Below are 18,944 nucleotides of genomic sequence, written 5' to 3'. Positions count from 1 at the left end.
CCGGCGGCGGGCTATGCCGGGAACTTCCGGTCGACCCAGCGGAAGCCGAACTCGATCAGCGCCGCGGCCGCTGCCGCGATGCCCACGGCCGCCCACGGCATGGTGGTGCCGACCAGCTTGAGCTGGAAGAAGGTCTGCAGCCACGGCACGACGAGGACGACCAGGAAGCCCAGGCCCATCGCACCGACCAGGCCCACCCGCCACCAGGTGTAGGGGCGGGCGATGATCGCCAGGACCCACATCGAGGTGAGGAACAGGGTCAGGGTGGCCGCGCTGGTCTCGGCCTCGAGCGCGCCCTCGCCGGTGTAGTGCGAGCGGGCCACCAGGTAGGTGGCGAAGGTGGCGACGGCCGCGACCGTGCCGCCGGGGATCGCGTACCGCATCACGCGTTTCACGAAGTGCGGCTTGGCGCGCTCCTTGTTCGGGGCCAGCGCCAGGAAGAAGGCCGGGACGCCGATGGTGAGGGTGGACAGCAGCGTGAGGTGGCGCGGCAGGAACGGGTACTCGACCTGGCTGCAGACCACCAGGATGGCCAGCAGGACGGAGTAGACGGTCTTGGTGAGGAAGAGGGTGGCGACCCGGGTGATGTTGCCGATGACGCGGCGGCCCTCGGCGACCACGGACGGCAGGGTGGCGAAGGAGTTATTGAGGAGGACGATCTGGGCGACCGCCCGGGTGGCCTCCGAGCCGGAGCCCATGGAGACGCCGATGTCGGCGTCCTTGAGCGCGAGGACGTCGTTGACGCCGTCTCCGGTCATGGCGACGGTGTGGCCGCGGGACTGGAGCGCGCCGACCATGTCCCGCTTCTGCTGCGGGGTGACCCGGCCGAAGACGGCGTTCCGGTCGAGCTCCTCGGCCATCGCGGCCTGCTCGGTGGGCAGGCCACGGGCGTCGACGGTGTTCTCCGCGCCCGGCAGGCCGAGCTTGCCGGCCACCGCGGAGACGGACACCGCGTTGTCGCCGGAGATGACCTTGGCGTGGACGTTCTGGTCGTCGAAGTACCGCAGGGTGTCGGCGGCGTCGGGGCGCAGCCGCTGTTCCAGGACGACCAGGGCGGTGGGCCTGACGCCGGTGGCGACGTGGGGGTCGTCGAGTTCGAGGGCCGACCGGGCGAGGAGGAGGACGCGCAGGCCCTGCTCGTTGAGGTGGTTGATCTCCTCCAGGGCGGGGTCGCCGGAGGGCAGCAGCACGTCGGGGGCGCCGAGCAGCCAGGTGTTGTTCTCGCCGTTGCCCTCGCTGAAGCTGGCGCCGCTGTACTTGCGGGCGGAGGAGAACGGCAGCGATTCGGTGCAGCGCCACTCCTCGCTGTCGGGGTAGGCGTCGATGATGGCCTGGAGGCTGGCGTTGGGGCGCGGGTCGGATTCGCCGAGGGCGCCGAGGACCTTCTTCACGTAGACCGGGTCGGTGCCGCCGAGCGGGCGGAGCTCGGTGACGTCCATGCCGCCCTCGGTGAGGGTGCCGGTCTTGTCGAGGCAGACCACGTCGACCCGGGCGAGGCCCTCGATGGCGGGGAGTTCCTGGACCAGGCACTGTTTGCGGCCGAGCCGGATGACGCCGATGGCGAAGGCGACGGAGGTGAGGAGGACCAGGCCCTCGGGGATCATCGGGACGATGCCGCCGACGGTCCGGGCGATGGACTCCTTGAGGTTGTTGTCCTTGACGATCAGCTGGCTGATGATCAGGCCGATCGAGGTCGGGATCATCATCCAGGTGACGTACTTGAGGATGGTGGAGATGCCGGAGCGCAGTTCGGAGTGGACCAGGGTGAAGCGGGAGGCCTCTTCGGCGAGCTGGGCGGCGTAGGCCTCGCGGCCGACCTTGGTGGCGGTGAAGGCGCCGCCGCCGGCGACCACGAAGGAGCCGGACATCACCTGGTCGCCGGGCTTCTTCAGGACGGGGTCGGCCTCGCCGGTGAGCAGCGACTCGTCGATCTCCAGGCCGTCGGCCTCGCCGACGACGCCGTCGACGACGACCTTGTCCCCGGGGCCGAGTTCGATGACGTCGTCGAGGACGATCTCGGAGGTGGAGATCCCGGCGGTCCTGCCGTCGCGGCGGACGCTGGGTTTGGCCTCGCCGATGACGGCGAGGCCGTCGAGGGTCTTCTTGGCGCGCAGTTCCTGGATGATGCCGATGCCGGTGTTCGCGATGATCACGAAGCCGAAGAGGCTGTCCTGGATCGGCGCGACGAACAGCATGACCACCCAGAGCACGCCGATGATGGCGTTGAACCGGGTGAAGACGTTGCCCCGGACGATGTCGGCGGTGGAGCGGGAGGAGCGTACGGGGACGTCGTTGACGTCTCCGCGGGCGACCCGTTCGGCGACCTCGGCGGTGCTCAGGCCGCCGGGCTTGAACACGGGGGCGGGCAGTGCGACCGGATGCACCGGGTCGAGTTCCGCCCCTGCGTCGATGGCGGCGCCGGCCCGCTCCGGCCCGTCATGATCGATCTTCGCCCGCTGCGTCATGCTTTCGACGGTAAGGGGGGTGACAGCGCTTCACCCGCCGAGCGGTCGGAAGATCCGACTTCAGGATGAGCCGAATCGTTCCTGGGTCTGGGCCGCCGCGTGCCGCTTGAGTGCGGCGTCGCGCTTGCGGACGTACCAGATGCCGATGAGGCCGAGCCCACCGCCGGCCGCGCAGGTCCACAGCCACCACAGCAGGTCGCGGTCGGCGAACCAGCCGTAGAACGGCAGCTGGATCAGGAACATGGCGAACCAGAGGATCGTGCCGCCGGTGATGGTGGCGACCACCGGGCCCTCCAGGGGCTCGGGCGCTTCGTGCTTGGGGGTCCACTTCGCCATGACCCTCAGTCTAGGTGGCCGCGCTTCTCATCTACGCGCGGAGATGGACGCCCCTTCGTTCATGTGTTCATACTGAAACGGTTTGCTTATGACCGGATTGCTTCGTACGAATCCACCAAAACGAACCACTTTGAGGACCGCATGAGCACCTCGGCCCCCGCCGCGGCCCCCACCTCCACGCCCCCCGCGCCTCCCGCGAACGGGCTGGACCGCTACTTCAAGGTCTCCGAGCGCGGCTCGACCTTCGCCCGCGAGATCCGCGGCGGGTTCGCCACCTTCTTCGCGATGGCCTACATCATCGTGCTGAACCCGATCATCCTCGGCAGCGCGAAGGACATGTACGGCCACCAGCTCGACGGCGGCCAGCTGGTCACCGCCACCGTGCTGACCGCGGCCTTCTCCACCCTTCTCATGGGCGTCATCGGCAATGTCCCGATCGCCCTCGCGGCCGGCCTCGGCGTGAACACCGTCGTGGCCCTGCAGCTCGCCCCCCGGATGAGCTGGCCGGACGCGATGGGCATGGTGGTGCTGGCCGGCTTCGTGGTGATGCTGCTGGTCGCCACCGGCCTGCGCGAGCGGGTGATGAACGCCGTCCCGCTGGGCCTGCGCAAGGGCATCGCGATCGGCATCGGCCTCTTCATCATGCTGATCGGCCTGGTGGACTCGGGCTTCGTCTCCCGCATCCCGGACGCCGCCCACACCACGGTGCCGCTTCAGCTCGGCGCCAACGGCCACCTGCACGGCTGGCCGGTCCTGGTCTTCGTCCTCGGCGTGCTGCTCACCCTGGCGCTGCTCATCCGCAAGACCCCGGGCGCCATCCTGATCTCGATCGTCGCGATGACGGTGGTCGCGGTCGCCGTCCAGCTGCTGGCGGACCTGCCGGGCCGGGCCTGGGGGCTGACGGTTCCCGAGTGGCCGGGCAACCCGCTTGCCGCACCCGACTTCGGGCTGGTCGGCCAGGTCAGCCTGCTCGGCGGCTTCGACAAGGTGGGCCTGCTGACCGGCACCCTGTTCGTCTTCACCGTGCTGCTGTCCTGCTTCTTCGACGCGATGGGCACCATCCTCGGCGTCGGCGACGAGGCCAAGCTGACGGACAAGGACGGCACCTTCCCGGGCATCAACAAGGTGCTGCTGGTGGACGGCCTTGCCGTCGCCTCCGGCGGCGCCACCTCCTCCTCGGCCACCACCTGCTTCGTGGAGTCCACGGCGGGTGTCGGCGAGGGCGCCCGGACGGGCCTGGCGAACGTGGTCACCGGCGGCCTGTTCACGGTGGCGCTGTTCCTGACGCCGCTGGCCACCATGGTCCCCTCGCAGGCCGCCACCCCGGCGCTGGTCGCGGTCGGCTTCCTGATCCTGGCGGGCTCGGTGAAGGACATCGACTGGAGCGACTTCACCATCGCCGTCCCGGCCTTCCTGGCGATGCTGATGATGCCGTTCACGTACTCGATCACCAACGGCATCGGCATCGGCTTCATCAGCTTCTGCGCGCTGCGGCTGGCGACCGGCCGGGGCCGCGAGGTCCCGGTGGCCATGTACATCGTGTCGGCGGTGTTCGTCTTCTACTACGCGATGCCGGCCCTCGGCCTCACGTAAGGGCCCGACCCGACCGCTCAGGTCAGCCCGTAGAACTTCTCCGTCTCGTCGACGGCAGCCTTGAAGCGCTCGTCGAAGTCGTCGCGAATGAGCGTCCGGACCACATAGTCCTGGACGCTCATTCCGCGTTTGGCGGCATGTGTCCGGAGGCGGTCGAGGAGCTCCCCGTCTATGCGCATGCTCAGCACATGTGTCCCCATGCCGAAAGAGTCGGGGTCGGGGTGCACACGCGTGTCACTTTCCGGAACCGTCTCACCCGTACGAGTGACGAAACCTCGCCAGGGCACCCTCGAACAATCCGGTGTTCTTTAGAGAGAGTAATGAGTTATGCTAAGGAACATGCCTGACCTGACCCATGGCGACGATGCTGCCGCCGTGAACGATCTCCGCTCGGCCGTCATGCGGCTGGGCCGGCGCCTGAAGCACCAGCGCGTCGACGAATCGCTGAGCCCGACCGAGATGTCGGTCCTCGGCACCCTCGCCCGCTGCGGCCAGGCCACCCCCGGTGAACTGGCCCGGCGCGAGCACGTACAGCCGCCGTCGATGACCCGCATCGTGGCGCTGCTGGAGGCCAAGGGACTGGTCAGGCTGGAGCCGCACCCGGACGACCGCCGCCAGAAGGTGGTCAGCCAGACGGAGGAGGCCGAAGCGATGCTCGAGGAGAGCCGTCGCAAGCGGAACGCCTTCCTGGCCGGGCTCGCGGCCGAGCTCGACGAGGACGAATGGGCCAAGCTGCGGGAAGCGGCGCCCGTCCTCGAAAAGCTCGCCCACCTGTAGGAGCGACCAAGGAGGCGAACGCCCTTGAGTACGGGAAACGGAGCAGACTCCGCCCCCGGACCGATATCCACCCCTACGAAGCCTGCCCCGCGCAACACCGCGAAGAACACCATGTTCAGCTCGCTGAAGATCCGGAACTACCGGCTCTTCGCGACCGGTCAGGTCGTCTCGAACACCGGCACCTGGATGCAGCGCATCGCCCAGGACTGGCTGGTCCTCTCCCTGACCGGGTCCGCCTCCGCCGTAGGCATCACCATCGCGCTGCAGTTCCTGCCGATGCTGATGTTCGGCCTCTACGGAGGCGTCCTCACCGACCGGCTGCCCAAGCGGCCGCTGCTGCTGGCCACCCAGGGCGCGATGGGCCTCACCGGCGCCGCGCTCGGTGTCCTCACGATCACCGGGCACGTCCAGGTCTGGCACGTCTACCTGACCGCCTTCCTGCTCGGCCTGGTCACGGTCGTCGACAACCCGGCCCGCCAGTCCTTCGTGTCCGAGATGGTCGGACCGGACCAGCTGGCCAACGCGGTCAGCCTGAACTCGGCCAACTTCCAGTCCGCGCGACTGATCGGCCCGGCGGTGGCGGGCGTACTGATCACGGCCGTCGGTTCCGGCTGGGCCTTCCTGCTGAACGGCCTGTCCTTCGCCGCCCCGGTCATCGGCCTGCTGCTGATGCGCCCGCACGAGCTGCACGCGACGGAACCCCGGCCCCGGGCCAAGGGGCAGCTGCGGGAGGGCCTGCGGTACGTCGCCGGCCGGCCCGAGCTGATCTGGCCGATCGTACTGGTCGGCTTCATCGGGACCTTCGGGTTCAACTTCCCGATCTGGCTGACCGCCTTCACCGACGACGTCTTCCACGGTGACGCCGGCACCTACGGCCTGTTCAACACGCTGATCGCGGTCGGCTCACTGGCCGGCGCCCTGCTGGCGGCCCGGCGCGGCCACGCGCGGCTGCGGCTGCTGGTCACGGCGGCGGTCCTCTTCGGGATCCTGCTGACCGTGACCGCCTTCGCCCCCGGCTTCTGGCTGTTCGCGGCGCTGCTGGTGCCGATCGGCATGTTCGGCCTGACGGTGAACGTGGTCGCGAACTCCAGCGTCCAGATGGCGACGGACCCCGCGATGCGGGGCCGGGTGATGGCCCTCTTCATGATGGTCTTCACCGGCGGCACCCCGGTGGGCGCGCCGCTGACCGGCTGGGTCACCGACCACTTCGGCGCGCGCGTCGGGATGGCCGCCGGCGGCCTGATCGCCCTGGCCGCTGCGGTCGCGATCGGCCTGGTGCTGTCCCGGGTGGGCAACCTCCGCCTCCGGGTCGACCGCCACGGCCTCACCTTCGTCCCGTCCAACCGCCCCACCCGCAGCCTGATCCCCGCGGCCTGACCGAGCCCCGGCACATCCAGCCTCGCCGGCGTTTGAGGCGCGGGGTCTGGGGCGGAGCCCCAGGTCTTTCCAGCCCCGCCGGCGATTGAGGCGCGGGTCCGGGCAGAGCCCGCCACGCCGCGGAGCCGCATATCGGTACTGGGGGAAGGGGCGGGGCGGGGAAAGGCCCCGCGCAGCGGCCGCCTGTCGGGTGCGGCGCCGTTGCGCGGGGCCAGCCCCCGGACCCCCGCGCCTCAAACGCCGGCGGGGCTGGGTAGGGCTCCGAGCCCGGGGGCTGGAGGTGCCTGCGGCAGGCGCAGCCAGCCCCGGAGACGGGGCGGCAGGGCCTAGGCTCGGGGACATGAGACTCTTCGCCGCCGTCCTGCCCCCGGAGAGCGCCATCGCCGAACTGCGGGAGGCCGTCGCCGCGTTGCCGCGCGACAAGGGGCTCCGCTGGACCGGTGAGGCGGGCTGGCACTTCACGCTCGCCTTCATGGGGGAGGTCGAGGACCGGCTGCTGCCCGAGCTGTACGAGCGGCTCGGCCGGGCCGCCGCGCACACCGCGCCCTTCCCGCTGCGCCTGCACGGCTCCGGCCACTTCGGCAACCGCGCCCTGTGGACCGGAGCCGCCGGCTCGCTGGACGGGATGCGGATGCTCGCCGAGCGGGCCGACGCCGCCGCCCGGCGGGCCGGCGTACCGATGGACCAGCACCGCCGGTACACGCCCCACCTCACGCTGGCCCGCGGCACCCACGCCCATGTCGACCTGCACCCCCACCTGAGTGCCCTCGCCGCCTTCGAGGGCACTCCGTGGGAGGTCACCGAGCTGCATCTGGTCCGCAGCAACCTTCCGACCAGCGGGATCCCCGGCGAGCAGCCCCGCTACGAGGTGGTCCGGTCCTGGCCGCTGACCGGGTGACCCGGTGCGCGGGGTGACCGGATGCCGGGTGACCCACGCCATTCGTTACGCTCGATGCGTGGATCCGAAGACCAGAAACCGCGTGATGGCCGGTGTACTCGTGCTGATGTTCGCCGTACTGGCGGTCACGACCGCCCTGAAGTAGCGAGCCGGGCGGCCTGCCCGGTCCGCCCGCCCTACCCGGCCTACCCGGCCTACTCGGCCCGGCCGGCCTGGCCGCCCCGTCACCAGGCGAAGGCCTCCGGGGACGGTCCGGGACCGGGGAAGATCTCGTCCAGGGCCGTCAGCAGCTCCTCCCCCAGCTCCAGCTCCAGGGCGCGCAGCGCGCTCTGCAGCTGCTCCGCCGTGCGCGGGCCGACGATCGGCCCGGTGACACCGGGCCGGGTCAGCAGCCAGGCCAGCGCGGTTTCGCCGGGTTCCAGGCCGTGCTTGTCGAGCAGGTCCTCGTACGCCTGGACCTGGGCCCGCACCGCACTGTTGGCCAGGGCGTCCGCGGACCGTCCCTCGGCCCGGCGCCCGCCCTCGACCTCCTTCTTGATGACCCCGCCGAGCAGCCCGCCGTGCAGCGGGGACCAGGGGATGACCCCGAGGCCGTACTCCTGGGCGGCCGGGATGACCTCCATCTCGGCGCGCCGCTCGGCCAGGTTGTACAGGCACTGCTCGCTGACCAGCCCGAAGCTGCCGCGCCGCGCGGCGGTCTCGTTCGCCTGGGCGATCTTGTACCCGGGGAAGTTGGAGGATCCGGCGTACAGGATCTTCCCCTGCTGGATCAGCACGTCGACGGCCTGCCAGATCTCCTCGAAGGGGGTCCGGCGGTCGATGTGGTGGAACTGGTAGACGTCGATGTAGTCGGTCTGGAGCCGCTTGAGGCTGGCCTCGACGGCCCGCCGGATGTTGAGCGCCGAGAGCCGGTCGTAGTTGGGCCAGGTCTCGCTCGCGCGGAACATGGAGCCGTAGACCTTGGTGGCGAGGACCGTCTTCTCGCGTCGGTCGCCTCCCTGGGCGAACCAGGTCCCGATGATCTCCTCGGTCCGGCCCTTGTTCTCACCCCACCCGTACACGTTGGCCGTGTCCACGAAATTCAGACCTGCGTCGAGGGCGGCGTCCATGATGCCGTGGCTGGTCGGTTCGTCTGTCTGCGGACCGAAGTTCATCGTGCCGAGGACGAGTCGGCTGACCTTGAGTCCGGTGCGTCCGAGCTGCGTGTACTTCATGGGGCACAAGCCAACTGCTTCGAGTCCACTCCAGGCAAGAGACCCGCGATCAGTCGCGGGGGAAGTCCGCGGTCGCCAGGGTGAGCCCGAGTTCCATTGCGGGTGGTGTCCTGCCGCCGGCGTGCGACCTTCTTGTGCAGCTTCGCGACTCGCTTCTTCGCCCGCCGGTAGCCCTTCGAGCCGGGCTTGCCCTTCGGCGGCCGTCGCCGGGCCATCATCCGCTGGTAGCGGGCCGGCTTCTGCGCCGCGCTCTTTCCATGCTCAGCGTGAGGAAGGTCGTGATCGTCGGACGTGGTGGTCGCGGTCTCCTTCACGCCCCAGTCGATACCGATCACACGACCGGTCTCACGCAGCGGCTCGACCACGGCGGGAACGACGAACGACGCATACCAATGGCCGATGGAGTCCTGATGGACGCGCACGCTGGACGCGTCGGGGGAAGGTCGCGAGACCACACCACCGTCAGCACGATGCCGGCCGCCCGGTACAGGCGCCCGTCCTTCAAGCGGAAGCCACGATGTGTAGTTGAGGCTCGGCAGGGCTTCGCGCTTCTTCTTCCACTTCGGCATCCCGGCCCGCTGCCGCACCGGCAAGCAGTCCTTGACGTCTTTCTGCGCCTTGGCACGGGACTTGGCGAAGTCGCGGATCAGCTGCTGCTGCGGAACGCTGCTGCCCTCACGCAGCCACGTGTTGCCCTTGCGGGCCTCGGTCAGCATCTTGTCGAGCTGAGCCGGACCACACGTGCGCTTGTCCTCGCCTTCGAGGCGGCTCTTGTTCCAGACACGGGTCTGTTTCGACTTCGCGCAGCACTCGTTCCACACCCAGCGGCACCGGTCCCGCTCGCCCATCAGAGCAGCGAGGGCGGTGGACGACACGCGGACACGGAACGTACAACGGTACGACCGGCCGTCAGGGCAGGCGGGCTTCGTACGGGCGCCCGATCCCCCATGCCTGGTGCATCACCGCCGCGAACTCCCCCGCCAGCCGGTGCTCCCCCGACGCGTTCGGGTGGGTGCCGTCGTAGGTGTCGTAGTGGATGTCGTACGCCTCCGGGCGGGCAGCCAGCAGCAGCGGCGAGGCGTCCGTGGACAGGTCGGCCGCCGTCTTGGCCAGCAGCTCGTTGAAGAGGGCCACCTCGGCCGCGAACGGCTCGTCGGTCTCGGCGCGGCTGTTGGGGATGACCGGCAGCAGCACCATCCGGACGGACGGGCGGGCCAGGCGGGCGGCCTCGATGAAGCGGCGGGCGTTGGCGGCGGTCTGGCCGGCGTCGGTGTAGAAGCCGAGGTCGATCAGTCCCAGGGAGACCAGCAGGACGTCCGCCTTGTGCGCGGCGACGGCATCGCCCACCAGCGGGGCCATGTGCTGCCAGCCCTCGCCCCAGCCGGCCAGGTGGCGGCGGGCGTGTGCCGGGAAGTCCGGGTCGGCGTAGTCGTGGGAGACGGGCGCGTCCGCGAAGGTGTCGTAGAGCTCGGTGCGCGGGCCCACGATCTTGTACGGGCCGCCGAAGGTGGCATTGAGGTGCTGCCACATGCGGTAGCGCCAGGTGTAGTCGCCCGCGCGTCCGATGGTCATGGAGTCGCCGACGAACATGAAACGCATCCCGTCATCATCGTGGATGGGGCGGGGCCTGCCGCTGTGATGCCGGACACCCTGGCAGGCTGGGGGGTATGCGCCGTCTTCCGACCGTTCTCGCCAGCCTGGCCGCCGCGGCCCTCACCGTCGCGGCGGGCCCCGCCGCCGGCGCCGCCGAGCCTCCCGCCGCCGCTTCCTTCGTCATCGAGGACCCGCGGATCACCGAGTCGAGCGGCCTGACGGCCAGCCGGACGCATCCGGGCGTGTACTGGACGCACAACGACAGCGAGGACGGCCCGTACATCTACGGAGTGGACTCGGCCACCGGCCGTACGGTCGCCCGGGTGACGATGACCGGGATCGGCCGGCCGCGTGACGTCGAGGCGATCTCGCTGGGGCCGGACGGGCAGCTGTACGTCGGTGACATCGGGGACAACCGGAACGGCAGCTGGGCAAACGTCTGGATCTACCGCTTCCCGGAGCCGAAGCAGCTGGGCGATGTGAAGGTGAAGGCCACCCAGTTCACCGTGCGGTACGCGGACGGGCCGCGGGACGCCGAGGCGCTGATGGTGCATCCGAAGACCGGCCGGGTCTACATCGCCAGCAAGGACCGGGAGAAGGGCGGGCTGTACGAGGGCCCGCAGAAGCTGGCGACCGGCGGGGCGAACGTGTTCCGGCGGGTCGCGGACGTGCCGTGGGTGACGGACGGCGCGTTCTCCCCGGACGGCACCCGGCTGGCGCTGCGCGGCTATCTCGTCGCCCGCACCTACCCGTGGCAGGCGGGCCGGCCGGGGGGCGAGGGCGAGCGGGTCGACGCGCCCTGGCAGGGGCAGGCGGAGTCGGTGACGTACACGGCGGACGGCTCGGCCCTGATGTTCGGCGCGGAGGGCGCGAAGAGCCAGGTGGTCGCGATCCCGGTGGCGGCCGGGCCCGGCGGGACGGGCGCCCCCTCGTCCGGCCCGGCGGCCAAACCGGGCTCCCCACCCGGCACCTCCGCCGAACCGGCCGCCGAGGACGGCGACTTCCTGCTCGGCGCCCTGGTCCTGGCCGGCGCCACGGCCCTGGTCCTGGGCGGCAAACGATTGTTCCGGCGCGGGTAGCGGGGGCGCCGGGCCGGCTGGCCGGGCGGGCTGGGTGGGGCTCTCAGGGTCGGGTGGCTGTCGGGAGGCGGTAGTCCGGCAGTTCGAGGGTGGTGGCTTTCTTCCCCTCCTTCAGCATCCAGTCGAGGATGCGTCGGCGGCTCAGCATCCGGTTGCGCATCCGGATGCCGAAGCGGCTGCCGGGGGCGAGGAACCTGCCCGTACGGTCGCCGCCCTTCTGGCAGCCCTCGGCGTACGCGCGCAGCAGGTTCTCGTAGCGCGCGAAGGCTCCCTCGTGGTCGTCGCCCGCCCGCGCCAGCTCTCCGGCGAGTACGTACGCCGCCACCACGCCGGTCCCGGTGCCCATCCCGCCGATGGTGGCGCCGCAGGCGGCGTCCCCGACGAGGGCGATGCGCCCGTGGTGCCAGGCCGGCACGTCGGCCCGGCTGATGGAGTCGAAGTACAGCTCGTCCGCGTCCCGCAGCCCCTCCAGGAGCCGGGGCACCTCCCACCCGAGCCCGGCGAAGGCCTCGGTGACGATGGCCTTCTGCTGCTCCTGGTCGTGCCGGTCGTACACCAGCGGGTCTGCGGCGAAGACGAAGAAGGCGCGGGCGGTGTCGGGATCGCGGTTGTCGGTGCCGACTGCAGCGAGTCGGCCCGGCGCGTTGTACCCGACGGATCCTTCACCGAAGCCGACTCCGAGGTGATTGGGCAGGCTCCAGGTGGCCGCGTAATAGCCGAGGTGGCTGACGTACCGCTCCTCGGGGCCGAAGGCGAGCCGCCGGACGTTCGAGTGGAGGCCGTCGGCGCCGACGACGAGGTCGAAGGTGCGGGTCGCGCCGCTGCGGAAGGTGACGTCCACGCCGTCCTCACGCTGCCGCAGTGCGGCGATGGACTCGCCGAAGAGGTAGTCGGCGTACGGCAGGCTGTGCTCGTACAGCACCCGGGCGAGGTCGCCGCGCAGCACCTCGATGTCCCCTCCGGCGAAGTCGGCGGGGAGCTGCAGCTGCGTGCGGCCGTCCTCGTCCACGAAGTGCATGGGGCTGCCGCCGGTCTGCAGCCGGCGGAGGTCGTCGAGCACGCCCATGCGTTCCAGCACGGTCAGGTGCGTGTCCCCTCGGAAGTCGACGGCCTGGCCGCCCTCGCGCAGCCCGGGGGCGATCTCCACGACGGTCACCTCGAATCCGTGACGGCCCAGCCAGTGGGCCAGCGCGGGGCCGGCGATGCTCGCACCCGAGATCAGCACCTTGTTGCCCATGATCCCCACCATTCCTCTTAACTGTGTCCAATGGAAGCTATTTCTGGCTGTGTACGGTAGACACAATTTCCGAGCGGGGCAAGGCAACAGGGAGTGGGCGCGGCATGGCGGACGAAGCGAGCGAGCTGATGCGGCTGCTCTGGGGCCCGCATCCGCAGCCCAAACGCGGCCCCAAGCCGGCGCTGACCCTGGCGGGCATCGCCCGGGCGGGCATCGAGATCGCGGACGCGGAGGGGCTGGCGGCCCTGTCGATGCAGCGGGTGGCCGAACTGCTCGGCAAGACGAAGATGTCGCTCTACCGGTACGTGCCGGGGAGGGCGGAACTGGTCGCCCTGATGGTGGAGGCGGCGATCACCGCCCCTCCGGAGGCCACCGGCGTGGTCGCTGCCGCGGAGGGCGACTGGCGAGCCCGGCTGACGACCTGGTCGCACAGCCTGGTGGAGGTCTTCGTAGGCCACCCGTGGCTGCTGGACGCGACGGTCGGCCCGCGCCTGATGGGCCCGAAGGAGCTGGCATGGATGGAGCAGGCCCTGGCCGCGCTGGACGGAACCGGCCTGACGGGCGCCGAGCGGATGGACGCGGTGGTGCTGCTGACCAGCCACGTCCGCGGCATCGCCCTGCAGGCCCGGGCCGCGACCCCGTCATCGGGCCCGGAGGGCCGGCTCCTGGCGGCCCTGGGCGAGGTCCTGCGCGAGCACGGCGAGCACTACCCCGCCCTGCTCGCCGCGACGACCTCGGCGGCGGAGCCGGGCGCCCAGGACCAGGCCCTGGCCTTCGGCCTGGCTCGCATCCTGGACGGCCTGGGCGCCTTGATCGCGGAACGCGCCGAGTCGCCCGCGGCATAGGGGGTGTTGCAGCATTGCGGCGCTGCGGCTTTGCAGCGCCGCAATGCCGTGGCGCCGGACTGCCGGGCTGCCCGGCTGCCGCGCTGCCGCGCTACCGGGCCGCCGTCCTGCCGGGCTGCCGTGCTGCCGTGCTGCCGTGCTGCCGTGCTGCCGTGCTGCTGCGTGAACGCCGCGGACGGGTGCGACGGTCGGGGGTCAGGCCAGGGTGATCTTGTCGCCGGTGACGGTGATCTTGGCTGCGGGGAGGGGGCGGGTGGCGGGGCCGCTCGCGACCGAGCCGTCCTCGACCTTGAACAGGCTCTGGTGGCAGGGGCAGACGATCTTTCCGTCCGTCACCGAGGTGACCGCGCAGCCCTGGTGGGTGCAGACCGCCGAGAAGGCCTTGAACTCCCCGGCCGTGGGCTGGGTGACCACCACCTTCTGGTCCTTGAAGACCTTGCCGCCGCCGACCGGGATCTCCGCGACCGCGGCGAGCTCGCGGGCGGGGGCGGCTGCCTGCGCCTCCCCGGCACCGCTGCCGGCGCCCGCGGTGTCCTTGTCGCCGTCGCCACAGCCGGCCAGCGCGGTGCCGGCCAGGGCCGCGGCACCGGCCGCGAGAACCGTACGCCGACGCGTGGTGTCACCCATACCCGTGTCTCCTTCGTTGTCCGTCGTCCCAGAAGTGGACTCCGCAGCCAACACGTACCACTCGGACCACGGGTTCACGCCCCGTCGGAATTCGAACCGCCCGCGCGCGTCGCTCGTGTCCCGGGCATGACCACGACTCCCCCTGCCATGCCGGCAACCGCGACTACCCCGGCCACCACCGCCACGCCGGCCGCCGGGGCTGCCCCCGCCGCCTCGACCACCCCGGCCTCGCCGACCACGCTGGCCACGCCAGCCGCCCCGGCCATGCCGACCGCCCCGGCTGCCCCCGCCGCGCCGGCCGCGCCGGGACTCCGTGAACGGGCCGCCGGCCAGTACGCCTTGCTGCCGCTGCGCCTCTTCCTCGGTGTCACCTTCGTCTACGCGGGCCTGGACAAGCTGACCGACTCCGCCTTCCTCTCCGCCACGGGCGACGGCTCGGTCGGGCAGCAGATGGAGGCCGTCCGGGACGCCGCCGCTCTGCCCGGTCTGGTCGATCTGTCGCTGAACAACCCGGTCGCCTTCGGGATTGCGATAGCCCTCGGGGAGCTGGCCGTTGGCCTGGGCACCCTGTTCGGCCTGCTGAGCCGCCTCGCGGCGGCGGGCGGCGCGCTGATCTCGCTCAGCCTCTGGCTGACCATCAGCTGGTCCACCACGCCGTACTACTACGGCAACGACCTGGTCTACCTGGTGGGATGGGTGCCGTTGGTGCTGGCGGGGGCGCCGGTGCTGTCGGTGGATGCGGTGGTTCGGGGGCGGCGCGGGGGTGGGGGTGGTCGGGCCTCGTCGGAGTCGACGCTGTACGGGAACGGTTCGGCGTAGCGCGCTCTGTCGCGCCCCCGCTCACCCGTCCGGGGTACGCCAAACCCAGCCCACTCCAAGCCCGCTGGCTTCCCTCCGGCCGGCCAACCGCGGCGGCTCCGCCAACCGCTCCGGCTCCACCAGCGCATCCGAGCCCGCTCACCCTTCCGGCTGGGTGCCCGGAGGACCCGTCCAGCCCCGCCGGGACCGCTCAGCCCCCGGCCGCTCCAGCCCCGCCGGGACCGTTCCAGCCTCGCCGGCGATTGAGGCGCGGGGTCCGGGGCTGGCCCCGGCAACGGCGCCGCACCCGGCAGGGGCCGCGGTACCCGCCCCGGACTTGCAGCCCCGCCGAGCCCTCCACTCCGCTGAGCGCTCGCGGCCGGGTTGCCGCGCAGCGGCACTTCCAGCCCCGCCGGCGAGTGAGGCGCGGAGTCCGGGGGCTGGCCCAGGCAACGGCGCCGCACCCGGGCAGGCGGCCGCGCACCCGCCCCGCACTTCCAGCCCCCGCCAAGCCCTCCACTCCGCTGAGCCCGCGCGGCCGGGTTGCCGCGCAGCGGCACTTCCAGCCCCGCCGGCGATTGAGGCGCGGAGTCCGGGGGCCGGCCCCCGGCAACGGCGCCGCACTCGGGCAGGCGGCCGCTGCGCGGAGCTGTTCCCCTACCCGCCCCTTCCCGAACTGGGGCTCCACCCCAGACCCCGCGCCTCAAACGCTGGCGAGGCTGGAGATGCCAAGCCCCGTCGAGGCTGGAGATGCCAGGCCCCAGCGAGGCTGGGTAGGGGTCCGACCCGGTGGGGCTGGGGGTACCGCCCGCGAGGGTGGTGGGTGCCACCAGCCGGGCAGGGTGGGTACTGCCCGGCGGGGCTAAGGGCGCGGCGCGGCGGAGCCTGGACCCCACGCCTCGAACGCCCGCGAAGCTGAAGACGCCGCCCGCGAAGCCGAGCAGGTGCCGTCAGGCGGGGCCGGGCAGGTGCCCCGCGGCGGGGGCGGTGCCGCACCGCGGGGGTGGGGCGTCGTGGGGCGGGGCGGGTCTGGTGGGCTAGCTGTGGCCCAGGTCGGCGGCTTCGGTGTCCGGCGGGGGGACCTGGCCCTCGTCCGGGGCCGGGTGGAGCGTGAACTCGTCCGCGCGCATCGAGTCGAGCACCGGCGGCGCCGGCCGCGGCGGCTTCGGCATGACCGCGGCCTCCGAGTGCCCGCCACAGCCGTACGACAGCGACACCAGCCGCCCGTCCGCCGGGCTGAACTCGTTCGCGCAGACACCGAACGCCTGCCCCAGCGACCCACCGATCTTCATCAGGAAGCCACAGGACACGCAGGACGCCGGCGCCGCCTGGGCCATCGGGGTCTTCGCACCGTAGGCCTCGTCCCAGCGGTCGGCCGCGGTGTGCAGCCCGTACCGGGACAGCACCCGCGCCCGGCGCATGCCGAGTTCCTCGGCGACGGCGGCGATGGAGCCGCGCACCGGCGCGACCACGCGGTCCGTCAGCGCCGCATCCTCCGCATCGGCCAGGTCCGCGAGCTCGTCCGAAACCACCGAGTTCGGCGGCGGCGCGTCCTCACCCGTGTAGCCGGGCTCCAGCCGCAGATCCTCGGCGTCGGTGGGCAGCAGGTCCCCCGGCCCCATGTCGCCCGGCCGCAGCCGCTCGCTCCACGGCACCCACTCCGGGGCGAGGAGCGCGTCCGGCCCGGGCAGCAGCACCGTTTCGTCGAGGGTGACCAGCTTCGCGCGGGAGGCGCGGGTCACGGTGACGGCCCAGCGCCAGCCCCGGTAGCCGGGTTCCTTGCACTCGAAGAAGTGGGTGACGACCCGGTCGCCCTCCGCTACGACGGAGACGTGCTCTCCGACGACCCCGGGGGCCGCGGCCTCCTCGGCCGCCGCACGGGCGAGTTCCACCGCCTCGGCGCACAGGCGGTCGGGGGTACGGGGGGTACGGCTTCGCGTGGTCGCAGCACTCACTGGTCTCGTTCTCTCCTACGCCGTCTCACGAGTGCGCCGTCCGTACTTGTCGTCCACAACGACCCGTCGGTCAGTCCCCTGCGTGGCACGGGCGGAGCGGACCAGAGGGCCGCGTCGACGTCCGCGCCCGATGGGTCCCGGGCGCACCTACTGCTATCCATTCTGCGGGATCGCGAAGAGGCGCGCGGCCAGGAGCAACCGCCGGTGGCGCGCTACGCACGCTACCTCCTCCGACGCCCTGGGCCCACATGCAAGTCCGATTCGCGGACATCCGCGGGGCCGCCGCGCGTCCCGGAAGGGGTCCGCGGAGCCGGGCTGGGGCACTATGGCCAGGTGGCACCCGCAAGGTCGTCCGACGGCGGCTCGGGCCGCGCCCGGAGGGCGGGCCGGGCTGTCGGGCATGCCCTGCACCAGCCGATCACCGGGACCGCACGGGGGATCCGCCGGGCCACCCACGCGCACGGCGCCGGGGAATCCGGTCTCGGCAAACTCATCGAGCTGCACGCCATCAACGGGGCCGGCGATGTGATGATCACCGTGGCGCTGGCGTCGACGGTGTTCTTTTCGGTCCCCACGGACGAGGCACGCGGCCGGGTGGCCCTGTACCTGGCCATCACCATGGCCCCTTTCACCCTGCTCGCCCCGGTGATCGGCCCGCTGCTGGACCGGCTGCCGCACGGCCGCCGCGCCGCGATGGCGGCGGCGATGCTGGCGCGTGCGCTGCTGGCGCTGATGATGTCGGGCGCGGTGGCCACGGGAGGGCTGGAGCTGTACCCGGCCGCGCTGGGCGTGCTGGTCGCGTCCAAGGCGTACGGGGTGGTGCGCAGTGCGGTGGTGCCGAGGCTGCTGCCGCCCAAGTTCTCCCTGGTCAAAGCGAACTCGCGGGTGACGCTGGCCGGTCTGCTGGCCACCGGGGCGGCCGCGCCGGTGGGGGCCGGATTGCATCAGATCGGGCCGCAGTGGCCGCTGTACGGGGCCTGCGCGGTCTTCCTGGCGGGGACGTTGGCGGCGTTCACCCTGCCGCACAAGGTGGACGAGGCGAAGGGCGAGACCCGGGCCCGGCTGTCCACCCACGAGCGCCGCACGCGGCGGCCGGGGCTGCGGACGGTGGGGCCGTCGGTGCTGTGCGGGCTGGCCGCGAACGCGTCGATGCGCAGCCTGTCCGGGTTCCTGATCTTCTTCCTGGCGTTCCTGCTGCGCGAGCATCCGCTGGCCGGGCAGAGCGCGGCGGTCTCGCTGGGCATCGTGGGCGTCTCGGCGGGGGTCGGGAACGCGTGCGGGACGGCGGTGGGGGCGTGGCTGAAGGCGCGGGCACCGGAGACGATCGTGGCGGCGGTGCTGTCGCTCACCCTCGGGGTGGCGATCGTGGCGGCGGTGTTCTTCAGCGGGCTGATGATGGCGGTGCTGGGGGCCACGGCGGGGTTCTGCCAGGCGCTGGCGAAGCTGTCGCTGGACGCGATGATCCAGCGGGATGTGCCGGAGGTGGTGCGGACCTCGGCGTTCGCCCGGTCGGAGACGGTTTTGCAGGTGGCGTGGGTGCTCGGGGGGGCGATCGGGATTGCGCTGCCGCTGAACGGGGTGCTGGGGATGGCGGTTGCGGCGACGCTGGTCGCGGCAGGCACCACCATGGCCCTCCGCGGCCTCCTCACCTCCCCCCGCCACCCCTCCCCGGGCTCCCCCCGCCCCCGAGTGGCCTAACGCCCCACGCGCCGACCCTTCCAGCCCTCGGACCGCGGCTGGGTGCGCCTGCCCGCTACGCACTGCAGCCCATCCGGGCGCTCCAGCCCCGCCGGGCCCCCTCCAGCCCCGCCGGGCCCTTCCGCCTGGGTGCCCGGAGGGCACATCCAGCCCCGCCGGCGATTGAGGCGCGGGGGTCCGGGGCAGGCCCCAGGCAACGGCGCCGCACCCGACAAGCACCCCAGCCCCGTGTGCTCAGCCATCCGGCCCCGCCGGGCCCCATCCAGCCCCGCCGGCGATTGAGGCGCGGGGGCCCGGGGGCCGGCCCCCGGCAACGGCGCCGCACCAGGGCAGGGCAGCCGCTGCGCGGAGCCTTTCCCCACCCCGCCCCTTCCCGAACTGGGGCTCCGCCCCAGACCCCGCTCCTCAAACGCCGGAGGGGCTGGAAAGGCCAAACCCCGGCGGGGCTGGGG

At 72.1% G+C, this 18,944-nt stretch carries 17 protein-coding genes; 8 read left to right on the top strand and 9 right to left on the bottom strand.

What is annotated here, in order from left to right; all coding sequences use genetic code 11:
* Positions 1–11 precede the first annotated feature (11 nt).
* Both AB0447_RS31135 and AB0447_RS31130 read right to left on the bottom strand, forming a co-directional pair.
* Entirely contained in the window at positions 12–2,465 is a 2,454-nt protein-coding gene (locus AB0447_RS31135) for an HAD-IC family P-type ATPase (RefSeq protein ID WP_366480202.1), read from the bottom strand.
* Positions 2,466–2,525: 60 nt separating this feature from the next.
* The gene (locus AB0447_RS31130) at positions 2,526–2,801 is read right to left on the bottom strand and encodes a DUF2530 domain-containing protein (protein ID WP_366480201.1); all 276 of its coding nucleotides are present in this window, start codon (positions 2,799–2,801) and stop codon (positions 2,526–2,528) included.
* 141 nt (positions 2,802–2,942) lie between these two features.
* Between AB0447_RS31130 and AB0447_RS31125 the strand changes: the two genes are divergently transcribed.
* Complete coding sequence (locus AB0447_RS31125) at positions 2,943–4,394, top strand: NCS2 family permease (RefSeq protein WP_366480200.1); 1,452 nt, start codon at positions 2,943–2,945, stop codon at positions 4,392–4,394.
* A 17-nt stretch (positions 4,395–4,411) separates the two neighbouring features.
* Here AB0447_RS31125 and AB0447_RS31120 read toward each other — a convergent pair whose 3' ends face one another.
* A complete protein-coding gene (locus AB0447_RS31120; protein WP_030156886.1) occupies positions 4,412–4,594 on the bottom strand; it encodes a hypothetical protein in 183 nt (60 codons plus the stop codon).
* A 139-nt stretch (positions 4,595–4,733) separates the two neighbouring features.
* Here AB0447_RS31120 and AB0447_RS31115 point away from each other — a divergent pair, with 139 nt between their 5' ends.
* The 3 genes from AB0447_RS31115 (at position 4,734) to thpR (ending at position 7,446) form a co-directional block, all read left to right on the top strand.
* Positions 4,734–5,171 (top strand): MarR family transcriptional regulator, encoded by a 438-nt coding sequence (locus tag AB0447_RS31115; RefSeq protein WP_366480199.1) that lies wholly within the window; start codon positions 4,734–4,736, stop codon positions 5,169–5,171.
* A gap of 24 nt (positions 5,172–5,195) precedes the next feature.
* Complete coding sequence (locus AB0447_RS31110; protein WP_366480198.1) at positions 5,196–6,548, top strand: MFS transporter; 1,353 nt, start codon at positions 5,196–5,198, stop codon at positions 6,546–6,548.
* A 340-nt stretch (positions 6,549–6,888) separates the two neighbouring features.
* The gene (gene thpR, locus AB0447_RS31105; protein WP_366480196.1) at positions 6,889–7,446 is read left to right on the top strand and encodes an RNA 2',3'-cyclic phosphodiesterase; all 558 of its coding nucleotides are present in this window, start codon (positions 6,889–6,891) and stop codon (positions 7,444–7,446) included.
* A 224-nt stretch (positions 7,447–7,670) separates the two neighbouring features.
* On the opposite strand, the gene AB0447_RS31100 is transcribed toward thpR, so the two are convergent.
* The 3 genes from AB0447_RS31100 to AB0447_RS31090 are packed head-to-tail and all read right to left on the bottom strand — an operon-like array spanning position 7,671 to position 10,259.
* Positions 7,671–8,660, bottom strand: a complete 990-nt coding sequence (locus tag AB0447_RS31100) for an aldo/keto reductase (protein ID WP_366480194.1) — start codon at positions 8,658–8,660, stop codon at positions 7,671–7,673.
* A complete protein-coding gene (locus AB0447_RS31095) occupies positions 8,657–9,535 on the bottom strand; it encodes a transposase (RefSeq protein ID WP_366480192.1) in 879 nt (292 codons plus the stop codon). Before AB0447_RS31095 ends, AB0447_RS31100 begins: the two co-directional genes overlap by 4 nt.
* A 34-nt stretch (positions 9,536–9,569) precedes the next feature.
* Positions 9,570–10,259 (bottom strand): GDSL-type esterase/lipase family protein, encoded by a 690-nt coding sequence (locus tag AB0447_RS31090; protein ID WP_366480191.1) that lies wholly within the window; start codon positions 10,257–10,259, stop codon positions 9,570–9,572.
* Positions 10,260–10,327: 68 nt separating this feature from the next.
* Between AB0447_RS31090 and AB0447_RS31085 the strand changes: the two genes are divergently transcribed.
* Positions 10,328–11,332 (top strand): WD40 repeat domain-containing protein, encoded by a 1,005-nt coding sequence (locus AB0447_RS31085; protein ID WP_366480190.1) that lies wholly within the window; start codon positions 10,328–10,330, stop codon positions 11,330–11,332.
* Positions 11,333–11,375: 43 nt separating this feature from the next.
* Here the strand turns inward: AB0447_RS31085 and AB0447_RS31080 are convergent, their stop codons facing one another.
* The gene (locus AB0447_RS31080) at positions 11,376–12,581 is read right to left on the bottom strand and encodes an FAD-dependent monooxygenase (RefSeq protein WP_366480189.1); all 1,206 of its coding nucleotides are present in this window, start codon (positions 12,579–12,581) and stop codon (positions 11,376–11,378) included.
* Between the two features lie 92 nt (positions 12,582–12,673).
* Here AB0447_RS31080 and AB0447_RS31075 point away from each other — a divergent pair, with 92 nt between their 5' ends.
* Positions 12,674–13,414, top strand: coding sequence for a TetR/AcrR family transcriptional regulator C-terminal domain-containing protein (locus AB0447_RS31075; protein WP_366480188.1), 741 nt, complete (start codon positions 12,674–12,676; stop codon positions 13,412–13,414).
* A 195-nt stretch (positions 13,415–13,609) separates the two neighbouring features.
* Here AB0447_RS31075 and AB0447_RS31070 read toward each other — a convergent pair whose 3' ends face one another.
* Positions 13,610–14,041, bottom strand: a complete 432-nt coding sequence (locus AB0447_RS31070; protein ID WP_366480187.1) for a Rieske (2Fe-2S) protein — start codon at positions 14,039–14,041, stop codon at positions 13,610–13,612.
* Positions 14,042–14,305: 264 nt separating this feature from the next.
* On the opposite strand from AB0447_RS31070, the gene AB0447_RS31065 reads away from it, so the two are divergent.
* On the top strand, positions 14,306–14,860 hold the full coding sequence (locus tag AB0447_RS31065; RefSeq protein ID WP_366480227.1) for a DoxX family protein: 555 nt from the start codon (positions 14,306–14,308) through the stop codon (positions 14,858–14,860).
* Positions 14,861–15,876: 1,016 nt separating this feature from the next.
* On the opposite strand, the gene AB0447_RS31060 is transcribed toward AB0447_RS31065, so the two are convergent.
* Positions 15,877–16,794, bottom strand: coding sequence for a DUF3027 domain-containing protein (locus tag AB0447_RS31060; RefSeq protein WP_366480186.1), 918 nt, complete (start codon positions 16,792–16,794; stop codon positions 15,877–15,879).
* 333 nt (positions 16,795–17,127) lie between these two features.
* Between AB0447_RS31060 and AB0447_RS31055 the strand changes: the two genes are divergently transcribed.
* The gene (locus AB0447_RS31055) at positions 17,128–18,492 is read left to right on the top strand and encodes an MFS transporter (RefSeq protein WP_366480185.1); all 1,365 of its coding nucleotides are present in this window, start codon (positions 17,128–17,130) and stop codon (positions 18,490–18,492) included.
* Positions 18,493–18,944 lie beyond the last annotated feature (452 nt).

This window comes from Streptomyces sp. NPDC051211 (assembly GCF_040689505.1).
In the GTDB taxonomy this organism is placed as follows: Bacteria; Actinomycetota; Actinomycetes; order Streptomycetales; family Streptomycetaceae; genus Streptomyces.
This window is presented reverse-complemented; position numbering and strand designations above follow the sequence as displayed.